This window comes from Streptomyces sp. NPDC001292, assembly GCF_042896465.1.
Lineage (GTDB): Bacteria > Actinomycetota > Actinomycetes > Streptomycetales > Streptomycetaceae > Streptomyces.
In genome coordinates this window covers 137,046-154,403 of the sequence record NZ_JBIAXG010000001.1, presented here as the reverse complement: position 1 = coordinate 154,403, position 17,358 = coordinate 137,046, and the positions used below count along the sequence as shown (strand labels likewise).

The 17,358-nt window shown below is 64.5% G+C and carries 12 protein-coding genes and 1 pseudogene; 2 read left to right on the top strand and 11 right to left on the bottom strand.

What is annotated here, in order from left to right; translation table 11 throughout:
* Window positions 1-164: 164 nt before the first annotated feature.
* The 4 genes from ACFY4A_RS00620 to ACFY4A_RS00605 form a co-directional block, all read right to left on the bottom strand.
* Window positions 165-1,523: a replication initiator gene (locus ACFY4A_RS00620; RefSeq protein ID WP_390827611.1), complete on the bottom strand. Its 1,359-nt coding sequence runs from the start codon at window positions 1,521-1,523 to the stop codon at window positions 165-167.
* Window positions 1,524-1,819: 296 nt separating this feature from the next.
* On the bottom strand, window positions 1,820-2,017 hold the full coding sequence (locus ACFY4A_RS00615) for a hypothetical protein (protein WP_383057226.1): 198 nt from the start codon (window positions 2,015-2,017) through the stop codon (window positions 1,820-1,822).
* Window positions 2,014-3,315 carry an FtsK/SpoIIIE domain-containing protein gene (locus ACFY4A_RS00610; protein ID WP_390827223.1) on the bottom strand — a complete coding sequence of 434 codons (1,302 nt, stop codon included), beginning with the start codon at window positions 3,313-3,315 and terminating at the stop codon, window positions 2,014-2,016. The genes ACFY4A_RS00615 and ACFY4A_RS00610 overlap by 4 nt, the downstream gene beginning before the upstream one ends.
* Window positions 3,315-3,659: a hypothetical protein gene (locus ACFY4A_RS00605; RefSeq protein WP_376608231.1), complete on the bottom strand. Its 345-nt coding sequence runs from the start codon at window positions 3,657-3,659 to the stop codon at window positions 3,315-3,317. Before ACFY4A_RS00605 ends, ACFY4A_RS00610 begins: the two co-directional genes overlap by 1 nt.
* A 164-nt stretch (window positions 3,660-3,823) precedes the next feature.
* On the opposite strand from ACFY4A_RS00605, the gene ACFY4A_RS00600 reads away from it, so the two are divergent.
* On the top strand, window positions 3,824-4,603 hold the full coding sequence (locus ACFY4A_RS00600) for a GntR family transcriptional regulator (RefSeq protein WP_390827222.1): 780 nt from the start codon (window positions 3,824-3,826) through the stop codon (window positions 4,601-4,603).
* A 410-nt stretch (window positions 4,604-5,013) separates the two neighbouring features.
* On the opposite strand, the gene ACFY4A_RS00595 is transcribed toward ACFY4A_RS00600, so the two are convergent.
* Complete coding sequence (locus ACFY4A_RS00595; RefSeq protein WP_390827221.1) at window positions 5,014-5,313, bottom strand: hypothetical protein; 300 nt, start codon at window positions 5,311-5,313, stop codon at window positions 5,014-5,016.
* A 321-nt stretch (window positions 5,314-5,634) separates the two neighbouring features.
* Window positions 5,635-6,192 (bottom strand): ATP-binding protein, encoded by a 558-nt coding sequence (locus ACFY4A_RS00590; RefSeq protein WP_390827610.1) that lies wholly within the window; start codon window positions 6,190-6,192, stop codon window positions 5,635-5,637.
* 210 nt (window positions 6,193-6,402) lie between these two features.
* Here ACFY4A_RS00590 and ACFY4A_RS00585 point away from each other — a divergent pair, with 210 nt between their 5' ends.
* The gene (locus ACFY4A_RS00585; RefSeq protein WP_390827220.1) at window positions 6,403-7,776 is read left to right on the top strand and encodes a sporulation protein; all 1,374 of its coding nucleotides are present in this window, start codon (window positions 6,403-6,405) and stop codon (window positions 7,774-7,776) included.
* A 3-nt stretch (window positions 7,777-7,779) separates the two neighbouring features.
* On the opposite strand, the gene ACFY4A_RS00580 is transcribed toward ACFY4A_RS00585, so the two are convergent.
* From ACFY4A_RS00580 to ACFY4A_RS00560, 5 genes and pseudogenes are all read right to left on the bottom strand, one after another.
* Window positions 7,780-8,694 carry a phosphotransferase enzyme family protein gene (locus tag ACFY4A_RS00580; protein WP_390827219.1) on the bottom strand — a complete coding sequence of 305 codons (915 nt, stop codon included), beginning with the start codon at window positions 8,692-8,694 and terminating at the stop codon, window positions 7,780-7,782.
* 227 nt (window positions 8,695-8,921) lie between these two features.
* The gene (locus ACFY4A_RS00575; RefSeq protein WP_390827218.1) at window positions 8,922-13,148 is read right to left on the bottom strand and encodes an NACHT domain-containing protein; all 4,227 of its coding nucleotides are present in this window, start codon (window positions 13,146-13,148) and stop codon (window positions 8,922-8,924) included.
* A gap of 629 nt (window positions 13,149-13,777) precedes the next feature.
* Window positions 13,778-13,892: pseudogene (locus tag ACFY4A_RS00570) on the bottom strand (peptide-methionine (S)-S-oxide reductase); the annotation flags it as partial.
* An 80-nt stretch (window positions 13,893-13,972) separates the two neighbouring features.
* A complete protein-coding gene (locus tag ACFY4A_RS00565) occupies window positions 13,973-14,899 on the bottom strand; it encodes an HNH endonuclease (protein ID WP_390827217.1) in 927 nt (308 codons plus the stop codon).
* 467 nt (window positions 14,900-15,366) lie between these two features.
* Window positions 15,367-17,346: a TIGR03960 family B12-binding radical SAM protein gene (locus ACFY4A_RS00560; RefSeq protein WP_390827216.1), complete on the bottom strand. Its 1,980-nt coding sequence runs from the start codon at window positions 17,344-17,346 to the stop codon at window positions 15,367-15,369.
* Window positions 17,347-17,358: the final 12 nt, after the last annotated feature.

Genomic DNA, 17,358 nt, shown 5'->3' with positions numbered 1-17,358 from the left:
CTTCCCCTTTCACGAGAACCAAGACACAGGGTCAAACGGCTCTTCAGTGCCGTCATCGTCAATGATCACGATCTCGCTCTCAATCAGGCTCATGGTCCTGTCGTTGGACGTCCGGGGCAGCGACGAGCGTCCAGGCTGCTGAAGTTCCCGTTCAGGCAGGGCAGTTATCGACACCACTCCCCCTCTTGCCTTGCTTCCAGGCCGAGCCATCGGGACTCCGCAAGGTCCTCGGCGATTCCGGCCGCGATGAGGGCAGCGCCGGGGGTGTGGCCCGAGCCGACGTAGAGCCAGTGCCGCTCGGTGACCATGTCGGGCAGGTCCGCGTGGCCCATGTGGTGGGCGCGTTCGGCGCGGAGTGCCGCGTACGTCGTTGAGTAAGCACGGGACTTGGTCAGGATGTGGCCCCGGTAGCCGAGCGTGTGGGTCCAGTCCCGGAGGCGGAGGTGGGCGTACTCGGGAAGGCCGCCAAGACGCCAGCAGGTGCGCATGAGGATCCGAACGTGTTCGCTGGCCGGTGCCGACTCGATGTCGCCCAAGGTCGAGAGCGCGTGGTCGAGGCCGGCGCCTGTCTCGCTGGCGCCTTTCGTGACGTACTTGGCCACGTATGCGGCGACTGCGTCATCGTCGGGTCCGTCGCCATCGGTGCGCAGGGGGCGGGCGTCGACCTGGGCGCCCCAGTGCAAAGTCAGCTCGCCCACGGCCGGGCTGTAGGGGGTGCGGACCAGGACGCGCCGGGCGGAGGTGCGCACGGCGTCGATGAGCAGGTCTGGGGTGCTCCAGGCCGGGGGTTCGTCGGCGGGTCCGTTCGGGCCATCGAGGCGGACGACGGCGTGCACGTGGACGGCCGCGCGTTTCTGGTACTCGGCGACACGGGCGAAGGACAGCCGGGCGTGTTGGGCGAAGTGGGACTGTACGAGGCCGACGGCGGAGGCGAGGCGCCGCCGAACGTCGATGACGAACCGGTCCCATAGCTTGGATGCGTGTGCGTGCCACAGCACGTGGGCGGTGTAGTCGTAGCAGTCGGGGCAGAGCGGTTGCCCGACAGTCGGTGCATCCGGGGCGTGGACGGCGCCGCAGCCGAGGGGACGGCTGTGTTCGCAGGTTGCGCCGTCGCGGCGGGGGCGGCATAGCTCCCCGGACCGGTGGACCGGGCCGAAGGACGGGGCGGTGAGGGTGACGAAGAGCCGGGGGCGGTGACGGACGGTGGCGGGGACGTTCTTGCCGCCGAGGAGGCCGGCGCGGACGAGGTGGTAGGTGTCTCCGGCGTGGAGTCGGGAGCAGGCCGGGCAGACGGTTGCGCGCCGGTTGCGGCAGCGGACGAGGAGGCGTTCACCGGGCTCGGTGCGGGTGTCGTAGTGGTGGAGGATCTCGCCGGTTGCACCGTCGAGGGTGGTGGTGGAGCCGGAGAGGTGGACGGGGTGGGAGCAGCCGCCGGTTGCGGTGATCTGCTCCAGCCAGCGGGCGAACTTGGGGTCTTGTGCGAGGCGGATGGCGTCGCGGTCTGCTTCGGGGAGCTGACGCAGGCGCGCCGCGCGGTCGAGGGCGGCGCGCCGGTCAGCGGGACTGGTCTGCGGGGTGATGGTGGTGACCTTCCGGGGTGGGCCACCGAGGCGGCCGGGTGGATGGTGGGTGGTGCGCTGTGGGTCATGGGGATCGCCTCCGTTGCGTGGTCGGGTGGGGGCGGGGTCAGCGGATGGTTCCGGTGCCGCGGCAGACGCGGCAGCGCCGCTGTCGTCCGGTCCAGGTCTTGCGGGCTCCGTCGCCCTTGCAATGGGGGCACCTCACGCGGGGCATGGGCATGTGTGCGTGTCCTTTTTGGTCAGGGGTGGGAGAAGCCGTTGATCAGCCAGGTAACGAGGCCGTGGATGGTGAAGACCACGGGGGTCTGGCCGAGGTAGACGCCGAAGAGGCCGACGCAGACCGCTTCCCAGGCGCGGACGTCGCGGGAGCGGACGAGGAGGACGGTGATGATCCCGAAGATCACCGCGAACGTGAACGCCGTACCTTCGCCGATCACTTCTCGTCTCCTTCCAGCGCCTCAACGGCGCGCGTCAGGCCGGGCAGTTCGGGCGTGGTCGCCGCGTACTTCCTCGCGGTCGCCACGGCTTCTTGTGTGGGGGTGAGGTGGGAGCGGGCGCGGCTCCAGCCGCCGTCCGGCCCGGTGCACACGGCCACCCCGCGTTCCTCCGCGGTGATCGACTGGGCGACGGCCACGGCGTCCTTGTTCAGGTCGCCCAAGGTCATCTCGGCGGTGCCGGGGTCGTTGACGCGGTGGCAGATCCGGCCGCCGAGCTGGGCCCGCAGGGCGGTGACGCCGGGACCGAGGTCGGAGCCGACGCGTTGGCCGGCGACGACCAGGTGCATCCCCAGCGCGGCCCCGAGCTGGGCGAGCCGGAGCAGCAGCGTGGAGCACTGGTCTGCTTCCGCCTTGCTCTCGCGGGTGCCGTCCGAGAGATATAGTTCGGCGATCTCGTCGACGAGCACGACGACCGGCACCGGCCGCAACCTCTCGGGCAGCTCCCAGATCGAGCGCACCCCGGCGGACCGGCAGGCGCTCATCCGGTCCTGCATGTCGACCACGAGCGCGGAGAGCACGGCGACCGCTTCCCTGCGGCAGGTCGCCAGCGCGCTGAGCCGTCCGGCGAACAGGCCCAGTTCCATGCCGCCCTTGCAGTCGATGCCGACCAGGGCCACCGGCTGCCCAGCGAGCTGGGTGATCAGCCGTGCCAGCAGCGTGGACTTGCCCGAGCGGGTGGCCCCGGCGATGAGCCAGTGCGGCACGAGCCGCAGGTTCATCACCCAGGCCCCGCCGGACTCCAGCACGCCGATCAGGGCGGAAAGGAGTTCGGCCGGAGCCGTCGCTAAACCGGGCCGCTCCAGCGGATCCGTGGCCGTCGCCGTCAGCAGGACGAGCCCGCGTTCCGGCGAGGTGACCCGCACGGCGTGCACCTTCCACGCGTGCACGAACGCGTCCGCCGCCTTCAGGTACGTCGCCGGGGTCTGGCCCGCGTGCAGCCGCACGACCACGGTCAGGCCCATACGCGTGGCGCGCGGGAAGGAGATGCGCGGAGCCACCGGCCGCAGCGGATCACCCTTGACCACCAGGTCCCCGAGCAGCCCACGCGGCGGACGCCGGGACACGGCGAGGTCGTTGAGCATGGCGACCTTGCGCCAAGTGAACACCACCCGGCACGCGGCGGCCGGGTAGCCCACGAAGTACCAGTGCCAGGCCGGACGATGCCGGCGCACCAGATCACCGACGACCAGCACCCAGGCCAGCACGGCGAGCGCGAAGGCGAGCAGGATCGGCCCCATCAGGCGCCACCGCCCTTGACGTGCGCCGGACCGGGCACGGGCGTGATCGCATCCGCGCGGAAGCTGACGCCGTGCCGCTCGCCCATCGACCAGACGAACGCCGTCAGCCCGGTGACCTTGACGATCTGCCCTTCCTCGATGCCCTTGGGCTCACCGGTCACGGCGATCTCGATGACGGAGATCCGCCGCCGGTCCTGCCGCACGGTGACCGCGACGGTGTAGACCGGGTTGCCGTCCCGGTCCTTCTTCACCTCCTGTGTCTCGGGGTTGCTGATCTTCGCTTCGGGCGCGATGGCGCACCGCAGTACGCCCAGCCGCGTCGTGTCCACGGGAATGGACTGCATTTCTTTGGCCTCCCTGGCCAGTCAGGACGCCAGTGTTGTGCTGACGTCACTTGTCCTTACGAGTTATGACTATGGAGTTCTGTACGGCGGGGGTGCAACTACTTATGCTGACGAGTGATGTCGCGCGTGCGACGTGCCTACGACCACGACCCGGAGAAGCCGAGATGACCGAGATCCAGCGCCCCGGAGCCCTCTACCAGCAGGTGGCCGCAGCGATCAGGGAAGCGATCCTCACGGGCGAGTTCGCCCCCGACTCCCTGCTTCCGTCCGAGGCCCAGCTCATGGCCCGCTACGGCGTCTCCCGCCCCACGGTCCGCAACGCCATCGCCGCACTGCGCGCGGAAGGCCTGATCGATGTCCGCCACGGCAAGGGCAGCTTCGTACGCTCCAGCGGACAGCCCGTGCTCACCGTCGAACGCCGCATCGGCCGCACCGCCGAGGGCAAGTTCGTCATGCCCAACGGCGACGTCTGGCAGGAGGCCGAGGAGCCGAGCACCTACCGCACCCACACCACGAAGGACACCGGCCGCCTGCTTCAACTCGGCGAGGAGAAAGCGCTGTTCGGCTGCGACCGGCTGCTCACCGACCCCGGCACCGGGACGCGCGCCATGCACCGCACACTGATTCCCTTCGAGATCGCCGAGGCTGTCCCGCTGCTCGGCAAGGAGCCGTGCAAGCCTCCGGCAGCGATCTACTGGGTACTCACCCAGGCCGGACACAAGCTGTCGTGGACCGAGGCGGTACGCGCCCGCATGCCGCTGCCTGACGAACGCGCCACGCTCCGGCTCCCCGATGCGACCCCGATCCTGCACATGGCCCGAGTCACGCACGGCACCGACGACCGCCCCCTGATCGTCGAAGAGCTGCGCATCGGCGCGGACCGTGCCGAACTCGCCTACCGGATCACCGCCGACAAACAGCCCGCGCGACGCGCCCGCGCCTGAGCAGCAACCGGCATCGGTCGAAACATCCTTCACTTCCTCAAGGGCGCGCCTGCGGCGCGCCGGGGCGCCCGGCCGCCCCGGCCGGGCGTGCGGCGTGGCCGCCGGTCCCGTCCGGTCGCCGGACGCCCCACGCCGCAGCCAGCCGGAGAAGTCGCAGCGTCGACCGGCCATCGCAGGCCGGGGCGTGGTGGGCTGGGGGTCGCCGGCCTCCGAGACTTTACGCAGCTCCCATGGGGCGAGCCTCGAAGAACAGGGGGCCCATCGGACACAACCGCGGGCAGGTCCAGTACCTGCCCGATTCGCCGGGCCAGCGTAAGGCCCCCTGTTCACTCGCCCCATGGCAGCTACTGCCCAAAGTCTCTCCGGCCAGCGACGTGCCCACGTACCGCGCTCACCAGTGGAAACACCCCTCACCGCGCACCGCCGTAGCCATCGGCAAGCGCCTCCAGGAGCCCGGCGAGCCGGTCCACCGCGTCCGGCCAGCCCGCCAGCCGCACGACCCCGCGCCCGTCCTCGCCCGTCGAGGCGACCGCCCGCACGGCAGACAACTCGAAGCCCGCACCGAGGAGCGCCCGGTTCAACCGGTCGGCAACCTCACGAGCCTCCCGCCAGCCCGCCACGTAGTCGACCCCCGGCACCCACAGGCCGTGGTCGACGCCCATCACGTCATCGAGGCCATCGCTCAGCCAGCTCTCACCCGAGCCAGTCACCTTGCCCACCTCTGCCCTGATCTAGGTAACGGATCATCAACTCTCTTTGGCCCAGGGCAGACGAGCAGCACGACGGCCCCGGTACCATCAGGCACCGGGAACCGCCGTGTTCCCAGCCGGGCCACCCTTCGCTTTCCAGGGCTGATGGGGTGGCCCGGTCTCGGTATGTGGTTGTGAGGCGCGTCCCCTCAGGCGAGAGGGGAGCTTCCGCGACCCGAGAGGCCGCGCCCGTGACCGGAGTAGGTCAAGCTCCGATCGGTGTCCGGTCCGCCGCCTGCTCCCGATCGCGAGGGAGAACCCCAGGCGGCGAATCGGAGATCATCAGCGCGGTCTGTGCTCAGCCCCGCTGTCCAGGTCGAAGCGGCACCAGACCGTCTTGCCGCCCCCGTCTCCCGGCGTCCACCACACGGCCGTGGCCAGTCGCTGAGCAATGAGGAGCCCACGCCCGGCGTCCGGCAACACCGCCTCGGACAGTTCCGCCACCAGGCCCGGCGAGAAGGTGTCGCCCACCGGGAGCAGGGGAGGCGTCGAGTCCTCATCGGCAACGCCGATGAACAGCCACTTCGGCCAGACCTTGAAGATCACGTCGATGCGTCGACAGCCACCCGGATGGGCCAGATCCCGATCCGGCACCGCGTGGTTCACCACGTTTCCGACCAGCTCCGAGACGACAAGCCGGGCATCGTCCATCACGTCAGAGGCGCCCGCGCCCCGCAGGAACTCGGCCGTGTGATCGCGTGCGACACGTGCCGTGTTGCCGCACTCGGCGAAGAGCGTCAGCGTCAGGAAGTGTCCAGTGGAGGACGCGTTCGGCGCCACGAACCAGTGGGCGTACGCGTCCAACTCGCCCGCCAGGCGCTTGGCTTTCCCCGCATCCATCATGTCCCCTTCCGGGCCTTCGACGGCTCTCCCGACACCGCTTGCTGCACGCAAGCCAGTACACGGCGGAAGGCCCCTGACCGGGAGCGTTCACCAGGGGATTCACGTGAACACCGGCAAACGCAAAGGGGGTTCACCAATGAACCCCCCAACGAGAGACTGCTATGACACGATGAACACTCGCCGTCATTCTCGGGTTGGCAGGGGAGCATGAACCGAGAGCCGAACGCGCAGTTGATCGCCGTCATGGATGAGGCCAAGGTCTCGAACAAGGGTCTGGCGAAGCGGATGCAGGACGCCGCCGCACAGCGCGGCGTAAGCCTCGGAACAACTCACGTTTCCGTGAAGCGATGGCGCGAGGGCGCGGGCATCCAGCCGCAGACAGCGGCCATCATGGCTGACGTCCTGAGCGCCAAACTGGGCCACCGCATCACACCCGGTGATCTCGGGTTCTTCGATCTCGCGCGGCCGGCCGCCCCTCAGCCGGTCGGATACCCGAGCACGGTGCCCGACGCGCTGTCCCTGCTGGGAAGCCTTGCCGATGAGCGCGCCGAGGCCTCGGCCGCCGATCAGCTGACCATCGCGGATGGCGATCTAAGTGCAGCGGTCTTGTCATGGATGATCGCGCGTCCCGACGGCGTCCGGGACGACCGGCCCGCTCACCAACGAGTCGGCATGCGCGACGTCCGGGCCATCAGGGACGCAGCGAGCATGTTCATGCAACTCGACTTCAAATACGGCGGAGGCCACGGCCACAAGGCACTACGCCACTACTTCCGACACGAGGTCCTGCCCCTGCTGGACGCCAGTTACAGCGAGAAGACGGGCACCGCGTTATTCAGCGCCGCCGCAGAGGTCTCGCAACTGCTCGCATGGACCGCCTACGACACGGGAAACCACCGTCTCGCCCACCGCTACCTGACGTCCACTCTGCGCCTGACACAGGTTATCGACGACCGCATGTTCGGCGCCCGCATCCTCGGCAACCTCAGCCACCAGGCCAACTACCTCGGCCACCACGCCCAGGCAATCCAACTTGCCCGCGCCGCCGTCGAGGGCGCCAAGGGCCGGGCCACCCCGCGCGCCATGGCGAACTACTCGGCGATGGAGGCGCGCGCCCTGTCCAACGCAGGCGACCGCATCGCGGCAGGCCGCGCGATGAACGAGGCAGAACACCACTTCGAGCACGCCGACACGGCCGAAGACCCGGCATGGCTGGGCTACTTTGACTCCGCGGAACTCATGGGCGAACTCTGCCACTGCTTCCGTGACCTCAAGATGCGCCGCGAAGCAGTCGAACAGGCACAGCGCGCCGTGGACAGCACCGACCCGAAGTACGCCCGAACCCTCGGGTTCTGTCGCATGGTGCTCGCGCAGAGCCAGCTACTCAACGGCGAGTTGGAGGCCGCCGTCACCACCGCGAGCCTTGCAGTCGACGGCGGTGACTCCCTCCAGTCCACCCGTTTCCAGCGCTACGTGACCGACTTCCAGGCCGAGGTAAGCGTCCACGCAGCGAACCCGATCGTGGCCGCCTTCAACGACCAAGTGCGGGACGCGCTTGCCCGTCTGGACGACGACGAGTAGCAGTTACCAGGGCTGCCAGTCTCGTGGCGCATCGTCGTTGCGCAGGCCAGCGATGCGCCGGCGGTACTCGGCAGCCGTCCTCTCATCTTCCTGCACGTTCTGCATGAGCCACGTCGTCATCCCAAACTCTTGCAGCCCCCGCAACGTCTCGTATCCGGGCCAGTCATACAGGTCCCGCCCGTACGCGGCCACGAACTCGGCGTACTGTTCGTCGGTCTGCCACCCAAGGCTGTGATGTTCAACGGCCGTGACCATGAGATCCCACTCGGGGTGATCGAAGCAGAAGGCTTCGAAGTCGATCAGGATGACCTGCCCCTGATCGTCCACCATGAGGTTCTGCACGTGCGCGTCACCGTGCGCCGGCCCTTTGGGCGTCTCGAAGCGCAGTTCGGCGTACTTGTCCCGCAGTTCCTGCCACCGCTTCCGGAGGAACACCTTGTCGTCTTCCGGGATCACAGCCAGATCGAGCCGCCGCTGTTGCTTGTCGAAGGGGTCGAACGAGGGCAGCTCAAGACCCTCTGGCACCCCCAAGGCGTGCAGATCCCGCAGGGTGGCCCCAAGCTCCCCATACGTCGCCTTCCGGTCCCCCTCAACGATCAGGTGCCAGAAGGTCACGGGGTGACCGTCGATCACGAGCGGCTGCTCAAGATCCTCGACGATACGAGCGGCCGGGAACCCCTCATCCGCCAACCACCGCGAGACTGCTACCTCTTTGCGAGCCGTCGTCAGCCACTCCCGCCCACGAGCCACGCGCACGACCACCGGCACCGAGGCCAGCCGGAACAGCGCATTCTCCCCGAGCCGGATCAACTCCGAGCCCCTGTCATCGAGCCCCGAAATCCGGCACGCGGCCACCATCACCCGCGTGGCCCCCGCCGAAGTGAACCCCTCTTCCGACCGAGCAACGTCAACCGCCATGCCCGTACCAGCTCCCCTAGTTGCACGCGATCAACCAGCGCACGCCTACGGGTGACCAACCCGACGTGCACTGGACACACGACCACGACGGTACCCAGGAGAAGCTGTCTCAGCGAGAGCAGGAACCCTCAGCCTGGTGAGCAGGTCCGTTGACTCCCCGGTGTTCCCCGCGATTTCCCGCACGATCTGGCACCGGCGTCGTCAACACCCGGCGTCTCGATCGAACGCTATGGGACCATCGTCGACAACGGCAGGCCGAAGTCGTCTTCATATCGACGAAGACTTTGATCTTGCGATGCGAGGAGCTCGTCGAGAGTATCAGTGAGCAACGCCTGTAGAGGCGGATACTCAGTATGCTGAAGGCACTCCTGCATGAAGGAGATCCACTCGGCCAAGTCTTGCCCATTTTCGCTATTTGCGTTATCCCTCAAGGCGATTCTGACGTATGTCACGGTTCGCAGGTCTCGACAGGAGAGAATCGCGTCGTAAAGGATACTCCAATCCTCGCGTGTGCTCGGCGCACGCACCGAGAACATGCACAGACCCGCATCCCTCTCCATGTCCGCCTTGGACTTCGCTAGCAAGCGATGCATCCGCGCGAATCCGTTGACGCGAATGCGAGACCCTCGTGCAGCATGCCTTCCACGAAGAGATGTTTCGTATGAGTGCATGTAACTGAAGTCTCTGATCATGACCAGAGCGCCTTCTCGGATCTCCGCCTCCACGTCGGAAAACACAACGCCCAGCAGTCTCTTAAAAGTTGCCGAGTTGCTGCGCCCAGGAATTCGCACGATGGTGGAGCCAGGAAATTTGTGCCTGCGTCCAACTGCGGCACAAGCCCTGAGGAAAGTGGGATCGGGGATTTCTCCTGACTCCAGACACGCACGCACGGCGATAGGGATCATATCGGCGATACCTGCGCTATTGGGTGAGTCGAGAAGAGCGGTAAGCACATCCGATCGCATGCGGTGCAATTCGGGGTTGCTTATCCAATGCGGCATTTCCGTGTACAGCCTGATGGCGAGTTCGCCCAATACAGAAGGAACTGGTGAGCCACCAAGCACATGCCGCACGGCTTGTTCAAAAACCGTGCTATCTACTGCATACTTACCAGGCCTTTTCTTAACCGCGAGTGCCCACACGTAATCCATAAGTGTGGGAAAAACTTCTCTGGGGATGTCAAGGATTGTCCGTTCTGACGATAGGCGCACCTCAAGGCTTTGGAGGAGGTCTGAAGAGTCCTGAGTGCGCTCCAAGGCCGGTGTGCCGAGCAGACTTTTGAGGAGTGCGTCGCAAAGCCGGCGCCAACGGGTAACGCCACTCCTACCTCCCCATTTGATCAAAGCATGCTCGGCGATTTTCCAATCCTTCTCGCCCCCCTTCTCGATTGCCACACAGATGAGGTCAATTACCGGAGAAACCTCGTATGAGACACCACCGAACATTGGCACCAAAGACGAGGATTCTTTCGGTAGGGCGCGAAAGAATTCTATGGCTGCACTTGCCGAGGCGGGCGTTACGTGGCCTAGGAGAATGTGGCACAGCCACAGCGGGGTGGTAGCAAGTTTCCTATCGAACGGAGAATCCTCAGATCCCAGGAGTGTGATGCTACCTGCCATTACGTCGTCTGATGCGACAACCTGCTCTTCCGGGACAATCCAACCCGCAGAGCCTGTAGATCGGATAACTGAATGGATCTGAAGGAGGGCCGTAGAACGCATGATTAGGGAGGCGCAGTCCGCTGGCCACGGACGTTTAAGGATGTCGTTCAAGAAGTCACGTTCTTCAGTTCTCACCCACGAAAAAGCCCCGCGCTGCACGGCTTCTAGTACTGCTTGAGACACGAATTCGTCAGTCATGCCGGCGTGCATCAGGTCTTGGCATCCCCTCCATATCGCTTGTAGGCGGAGACGGGACAGCACGCGACCAAAAATTGATGCTCCTAGAAGAGACGCAACCTTTCGCACTGTTTCGATGGCCTGCTCAGTGCCGAGCCGGAGTTCGAAATAGAGGGTAAGCGCTTCTTCAATGAGATCTGCGTTCTCTGTCATCCTTTCAAAAGCGAGGACAACGTGTCGATTCCGTGAGTCCAAGCGGTGAAGAGTGCGCAGCAATGGACCCAGATACGCCGAGTTCAAGAGGGCGATCTTTTTCTCAAGGAGTGGGATTGCGAGATCCCTTTGATCTTCAATCGGAAGGCGCAGTAGAAAATCTTGAACCTGCTGACGCCGGTTCTCAGAGATGTGCCTATCAAAAATCTCAACACCAAGCTCCAGGAGGGCATTCTGCCTTCTCCTGTTGGGGCCGAAGGCTCGGTCAGCCGCAAGTTCCAGAGCTAGGGCGCCGCCGCGGTGAACAAATGTGTCTGGAGCGTCGCGATCAATGCCTCGACACACCTCGATAATATTTGCAGCTTCTCCGGCATAGTTCCTGCCTACGCGGCCGACGAAGAAGAGCGCGACGTTTCTCCAGTGCGGAAGTCGCGCAATGGCCTCGAACCTGTTGTAACGTTGAGCGGTGTCTGCAGAGGTGTCCGCTAGGTGGCAGGCGGCAAAAAATTCCTGGATTGATCTCAGCTCAAAGCCAAAGACGTCGGCTGCTGGTTCGACGATCAGAACCAAGCGCTCACCGGCCTCAGTGGTGATTGCATTCAGCTCCGCTTGACGTTTACTCGACGAGGAGAATGGGTCATGCCATGTCAGGAACTGGAGCACATGCTTTTCATAGTCTGGCCGAGGGAGTACAGACGCCATTGCCTCAGCGCGAGTCGTCTTCTCGTGCAACATATATCCAACGTATTTGTGAAGCCCGAGCAGTAGTTCTTTCTCGGACTGGATAATGTGCCTGCCCTTCGCCATTTCTCGCCGGTACATGATGTCCAAATACTCATTGAATAGCGCTTCTCGCTGTCGCGGTGGCGTCCCTCCCGATGATATGATCAGCAATAGGATCGTGACCTGTAGCGGAGTGTTCGTCAGAAGGCGAATCTGTTCGTCCTGAAGACACTCGTCCATCGTTTGTCTTACTCGGCTGGACTTGGATTCGTCCAAAGACTTGGCTTTAGCCCAACGAGCGACATACGACCTGACTTGAGCTGGCTCAAGCTTACTCAAACGCATGTGCAGGAAAACTGCAGGGTCAAATTCTTTCGTGTAGCCTGTAGGCCGAGTGCTTGCGAGGATTTGAAGGTTAGCTTCCAGAGTCTCGCAGCGATCCACAAATTCGGCGACGCGACTAAGAAGAATCTTACGCAGATCAGGATCCGTCACCTCATCCAGGCCGTCCAGGATGAGCAGAGCTGGATTTTCCCTCAGGATGTGATGAAAATCGTCAGGTGTTACGTTCCGAGAGGTTATCGCCGATATCTGTGAGCAGACGAATTCGTCAATTGTACCAGCGCTTGGTTGGCCTCGATCTTTTTTCTCGGCAAGCCATTGGCCAAAATCTTTAAGAATGACCCTAAAAGGAATGCGGGGTGTGAGTGGTATGTAGGTCTCATCTACTTCCGTTCCCCGACGCAAAGCCACATCTCGCACATGGCCGAGGAGCATCGAGCGATGGACTTGGGCCACGTACTGGCCGACTGTCGACTTTCCTTCCCCGGGACCTCCTACGATAACTAGCCGGTTTACCCCCTCTGACAACAAGAGGCTGCCAAGTCTCGCCCCCAGCGTTCCGCTCGATCTTTGAGGTGACTGATGCTTCCTCAGCACATCTCGTACCTGCTGGTTCCTGTGGAGATGTGCGACGCCGCGCTCTTCGTCAATTTCAGCATAAAGATCGAAGAAGACATCTTGCAGTCTCACGGGTTGATCTGAAACGTCTCCCGCCTGATCGAGTTGTGCATGCATCTCACGGGTGTAGCTCGTCCGTACGTACGTCTTCATCGTCGTGGCCAGCTCATCAAGTCGAGCCCTGCGTTCGTTAAGCAGCTGTGCGATGAGGTCACCCGTGACCAGCAAGTGCAGATAGGGCTGCCTCACAGAGGGAAACACATCAAGAAATCTACATACCTCGTCCGCTCCCCAGAAAGCGAAGTTCTTCAAATCCTTGTACTTGGCGCTAACGAGCTTCTGTGCCGCGTCAATCGTCCCCACTTCAGCGACGGCGGAAATGGGCACGTTAGTGATCATGACAAAATTGTCACAGCGATGCTTGTATTTATTGAAAACTTTGTCAAGTTCTTGATCGACCTCGGCAAGTATGGAACTCCTGGCCTTCTCGGGAGTGGTTAGGGAGAGGTCGTGGAATTTAACTTGAAATATCCAGTTTCCCTTCCAGGGGCTATTGGGGGAAGGGAAAATCGAAGAGGTGCCTGTAAAGGTTGCTTCACGGGCGCCGTCTCGACCTGCTCCAAACGTTATGGAGCCTAGGCCGATTACCTTCTTGACAAGCGCTTGTGAGAGTCTCTCGAACTCCGACGCGCCGAGTGCGTTGAGGTTGTACTGCGGCACAGTGGCGTTGCCTCTTCCCTAAGTGGCCCTCTTGAGCTGGACCACTCAGCATAGAGGGCTATGTGATGACGCGTCATGTGATCGTTCAGATTGATGGCTGCCACACCTGTGTGTCAGCTGGCAGGCACTCGCGGGCCGGGGAGAGAGGCTTCGATCGTGCCAGCGCCTACGCAGGGGGCCCGACGGCTCGTCAAGTCCACAATGCGTACTCCGTACGGACGGTCTCGGCGGGCGGGGGTCACCAATCGCGGAGGCTTACGTCACTGGCGGGATCGGTGAGGGCCGACGCCGCGCCGTTGCGACCGAAGGCCTGACCATCCATGTTAGGTCGGGGGAACGGCTTGGGCTGGAACTGCCTCGGCGTGAGTGATCACGGCCCACACACTGGCCCGCGGATCGGGCAGGCTTGTGGACCTGTCCATTAATGCCCGATGTTAGGCCGTGATCTGCGAGGCTCGCGCCAATGTGGCCTAAAGCCGTGAAGGCGACCGCCCCAGCCACGACGTGTTCTAACCTCATGCTCTGTGCGCCTGCCTCTTGGGCGGGCGCCGCCGGTCACCCGCGCCCGCCCGGAGGAGCGAAGCGACGACGGGTGCTTGACCCACTTCTGTGCCGTGGGCACCGAGCCGTCAGCCATCGGCCGGCGCGACACCGATCGGGCAAGAGACCCCCAGTCCCGCCCAGCCCCCAGTACCCGCCCGGGTTTTGCTGTCCGAAAGGTACTGCTGGTGCTAGCACTCGGCCGCGAAGGAGTCGGCCTCTACAGGGAGCTGCATGAACCTGTCCATCTTCGGGTGATTGGCTCACCGCGAGGCGCGCTTCATCTACAGTTGCACAGTGCCGATGGCATTGCCCTTGTCGTCAACGGATACGAGGTAGCCACCGATTGGCCAGCTGACCATCAGGGTGCGGGACAGCGAGATGGCGAACTCGGGGACTCCGCCGTCTGATGGGTTAGTTCTGACGAGTGCGATCTCCCCTGGCACGGCCGGCCCCTGTGACTTGGTGATGGACAGACGGTCACACAGAGCACTGGCGTTGGGCCGTGTACGCGGTGGAAGATCGCGTACTTCCATCAACTCAGCACGTATCGCGACAGCTTCGGGAGTCTCCGGAATGCTCTTAATCAGCAGACACGCACCAAGGTACGCACTCTTCAAGGCTGCAAGTCGATAGCGGCGGGCATCTGGTGGTGAGTATGTCATTGCAAAGTTCGGCTGGGTCATCATGCTCTGCATGATCTCTGGATCTATGGCCCCTCCATCGAGGAAAAGCACGAACTCGCCGCTGTCCTTCTGACGCATCAGCACCCGGGAGGTCTTGCGAACTCCGCGTACGTCCTCATGCGAGAGCGAGACCGAACCGACCGCATCCTCCCACCAGTCGACGAGCGCCCGCTCCAGCACAGACCCAAACCGGTTATTGCAGCGTTGACAGGTCGATGTCATTATCGATCCGCCAACTGCCTTGGGTGGCACGTGCTCATCACTTGATGGATCTGGGGCGAGGCAGATCGGACAGCAGTCAAACCGTCTCGGCTCTGCCACCGCAACAATTTCTGCCTTGTACTCCACGCCGTCACTCGTGTCGATGCGCCCAAGGCGGAACTCCGAGCCGTCAGCTGCTTGTAGCAACATGGAGTGGACAGTGGCCAAGCCCTTCTGAGGACTTGACCCACGGCCGTGCACATCGCTGATTGTCCATCGCCGATCCGGCTCGCCGCCGACCGGCGGCGTCTCCTGGCCCGTCATACGACAAGCAAAGCGCAACCAGATGCGCTTAGCCCCAGGTTTAGGGAAGTGCGCGTGGAAGGGGCGAGCCCCCTGGCCGTGGTCCCCGCCTTCCAAGACCTGCTCAGGGGCGCAGCAGCACTCTTTGGCCTCTTGGGCACGGCCGTGACACCACAGCGCAAGGGGCCTCGGGTCGGCCGGCCAGGGGCACACACGCCACCAGACACCTGCAAGCCCCCTCCCAACAGAGAAAGGGCTCAACCGGCAACGCAGTCGGACACAAATCTGGGACTGTCCCTCATCAAAGCCACTCCACCTCGGAGACGATCTGTGAGGCGCCTCCGGGGCCTGGCAGCGGCGTCCGAGAGGCGGTGGAAGGCGCCGGCGGGCGAGGACGTGCGCCGCCAACCGCAGCTAGCGCAGCCGCCACCTCCTCCTCACTCGCCCCCGCCAGCGCCTCCATCACCCGATCGAGTGCCTCGCTCATGTCAGTGCTCGTGGCCACTCGAAGCGGGCCCCTGACCAGCGTTCTTGACCGTCAGTGGCAGCAACTTCTTGCCGGTCGGGCCCACTTGTACCCAAGTGTCCATCTGGGGACACACCCCGCAGTCGAAGCAGGGGGTCCAGCGGCAGTCCTCGACCTCTGTTTCGTCGAGGGCGTCCTGCCAGTCCTCCCAGAGCCAGTCCTTGTCGAGGCCGGAGTCGAGGTGGTCCCAGGGCAGGACCTCCTCGTAGGTGCGCTCGCGGGTGGTGTACCAGTCGACGTCCACGCCGAAGGGGGCCAGGGCCTTGTCCGCGCAGGCCATCCAGCGGTCGTAGGAGAAGTGCTCGCGCCAGCCGTCGAAGCGGCCGCCGTCGTCGTAGACCGCGCGGATGACGGCGCCGATCCGGCGGTCGCCGCGCGAGAGCAGGCCCTCGACGATGCCGGGCTTGCCGTCGTGATAGCGGAAGCCGATCGAGCGGCCGTACTTCTTGTCGCCGCGGATCTTGTCGCGGAGCTTCTCCAGGCGCGCGTCCGTCTCCTCGGCGGAAAGCTGGGGTGCCCACTGGAACGGGGTGTGCGGCTTGGGGACGAAGCCGCCGATCGAGACCGTGCAGCGGATGTCGTTGGAGCCGGAGACCTCGCGGCCCTTCTGGATCACGCGGGTAGCCATGTCGGCGATCTGGAGGACGTCCTCGTCCGTCTCCGTGGGCAGACCGCACATGAAGTACAGCTTCACCTGGCGCCAGCCGTTGCCGTAGGCCGTGGCGACGGTGCGGATCAGGTCGTCCTCCGAGACCATCTTGTTGATGACCTTGCGGATGCGCTCCGAGCCGCCCTCCGGGGCGAAGGTGAGGCCCGAGCGGCGGCCGTTGCGGGTCAGCTCGTTCGCCAGGTCGATGTTGAAGGCGTCCACGCGGGTGGAGGGCAGGGAGAGGCCGATCTTGTCGTCCTCGTACCGGTCGGCGAGGCCCTTGGCGATGTCGCCGATCTCCGAGTGGTCGGCTGAGGACAGGGAGAGCAGGCCCACCTCCTCGAAGCCCGTCGCCTTCAGACCGGCCTCCACCATGTCGCCGATGCCCGTGATGGAGCGCTCGCGCACCGGGCGGGTGATCATGCCGGCCTGGCAGAAGCGGCACCCCCGCGTGCAGCCGCGGAAGATCTCGACGGACATGCGCTCGTGGACCGTCTCCGCCAGCGGCACCAGCGGCTGCTTGGGGTACGGCCACTCGTCCAGGTCCATCACCGTGTGCTTCGACACTCGCCACGGGACGCCCGACTTGTTGGGGACCACACGGCCGATGCGGCCGTCGGGGAGGTATTCGACGTCGTAGAAGCCGGGCACGTACACCCCGCCCGTCCTCGCCAGGCGGAAGAGGAGTTCCTCACGCCCGCCCGGGCGGCCCTCCGCCTTCCAGGCGCGGATGATCTCCGTGACCTCCAGCACCGCCTGCTCGCCGTCGCCGATGACCGCGCAGTCGATGAAGTCGGCGATCGGCTCGGGGTTGAAGGCCGCGTGGCCGCCCGCCATCACGATCGGGTCGTCGATCGTGCGGTCCCTGGCCTCCAGGGGGATTCCGGCCAGATCCAGGGCCGTCAGCATGTTCGTGTAGCCGAGCTCCGTGGAGAAGGAGAGGCCGAAGACGTCAAAGGCCTTCACCGGGCGGTGGCCGTCCACCGTGAACTGCGGGACGCCGTGCTCCCGCATCAGCGCCTCAAGGTCGGGCCACACGCTGTAGGTGCGCTCGGCCAGCACGCCCTCGCGCTCGTTGAGGACCTCGTAGAGAATCATGACGCCCTGGTTGGGCAGGCCGACCTCGTAGGCGTCCGGGTACATGAGCGCCCAGCGGACGTCGCAGGACTCCCAGGGCTTGACCGTGGAGTTGAGTTCTCCGCCGACGTACTGGATCGGCTTCTGCACATGCGGGAGCAGAGCTTCGAGCTGCGGGAACACAGACTCGACGGTCTCGGCGGCTTCGGCAGGCATCTCGACGGACCT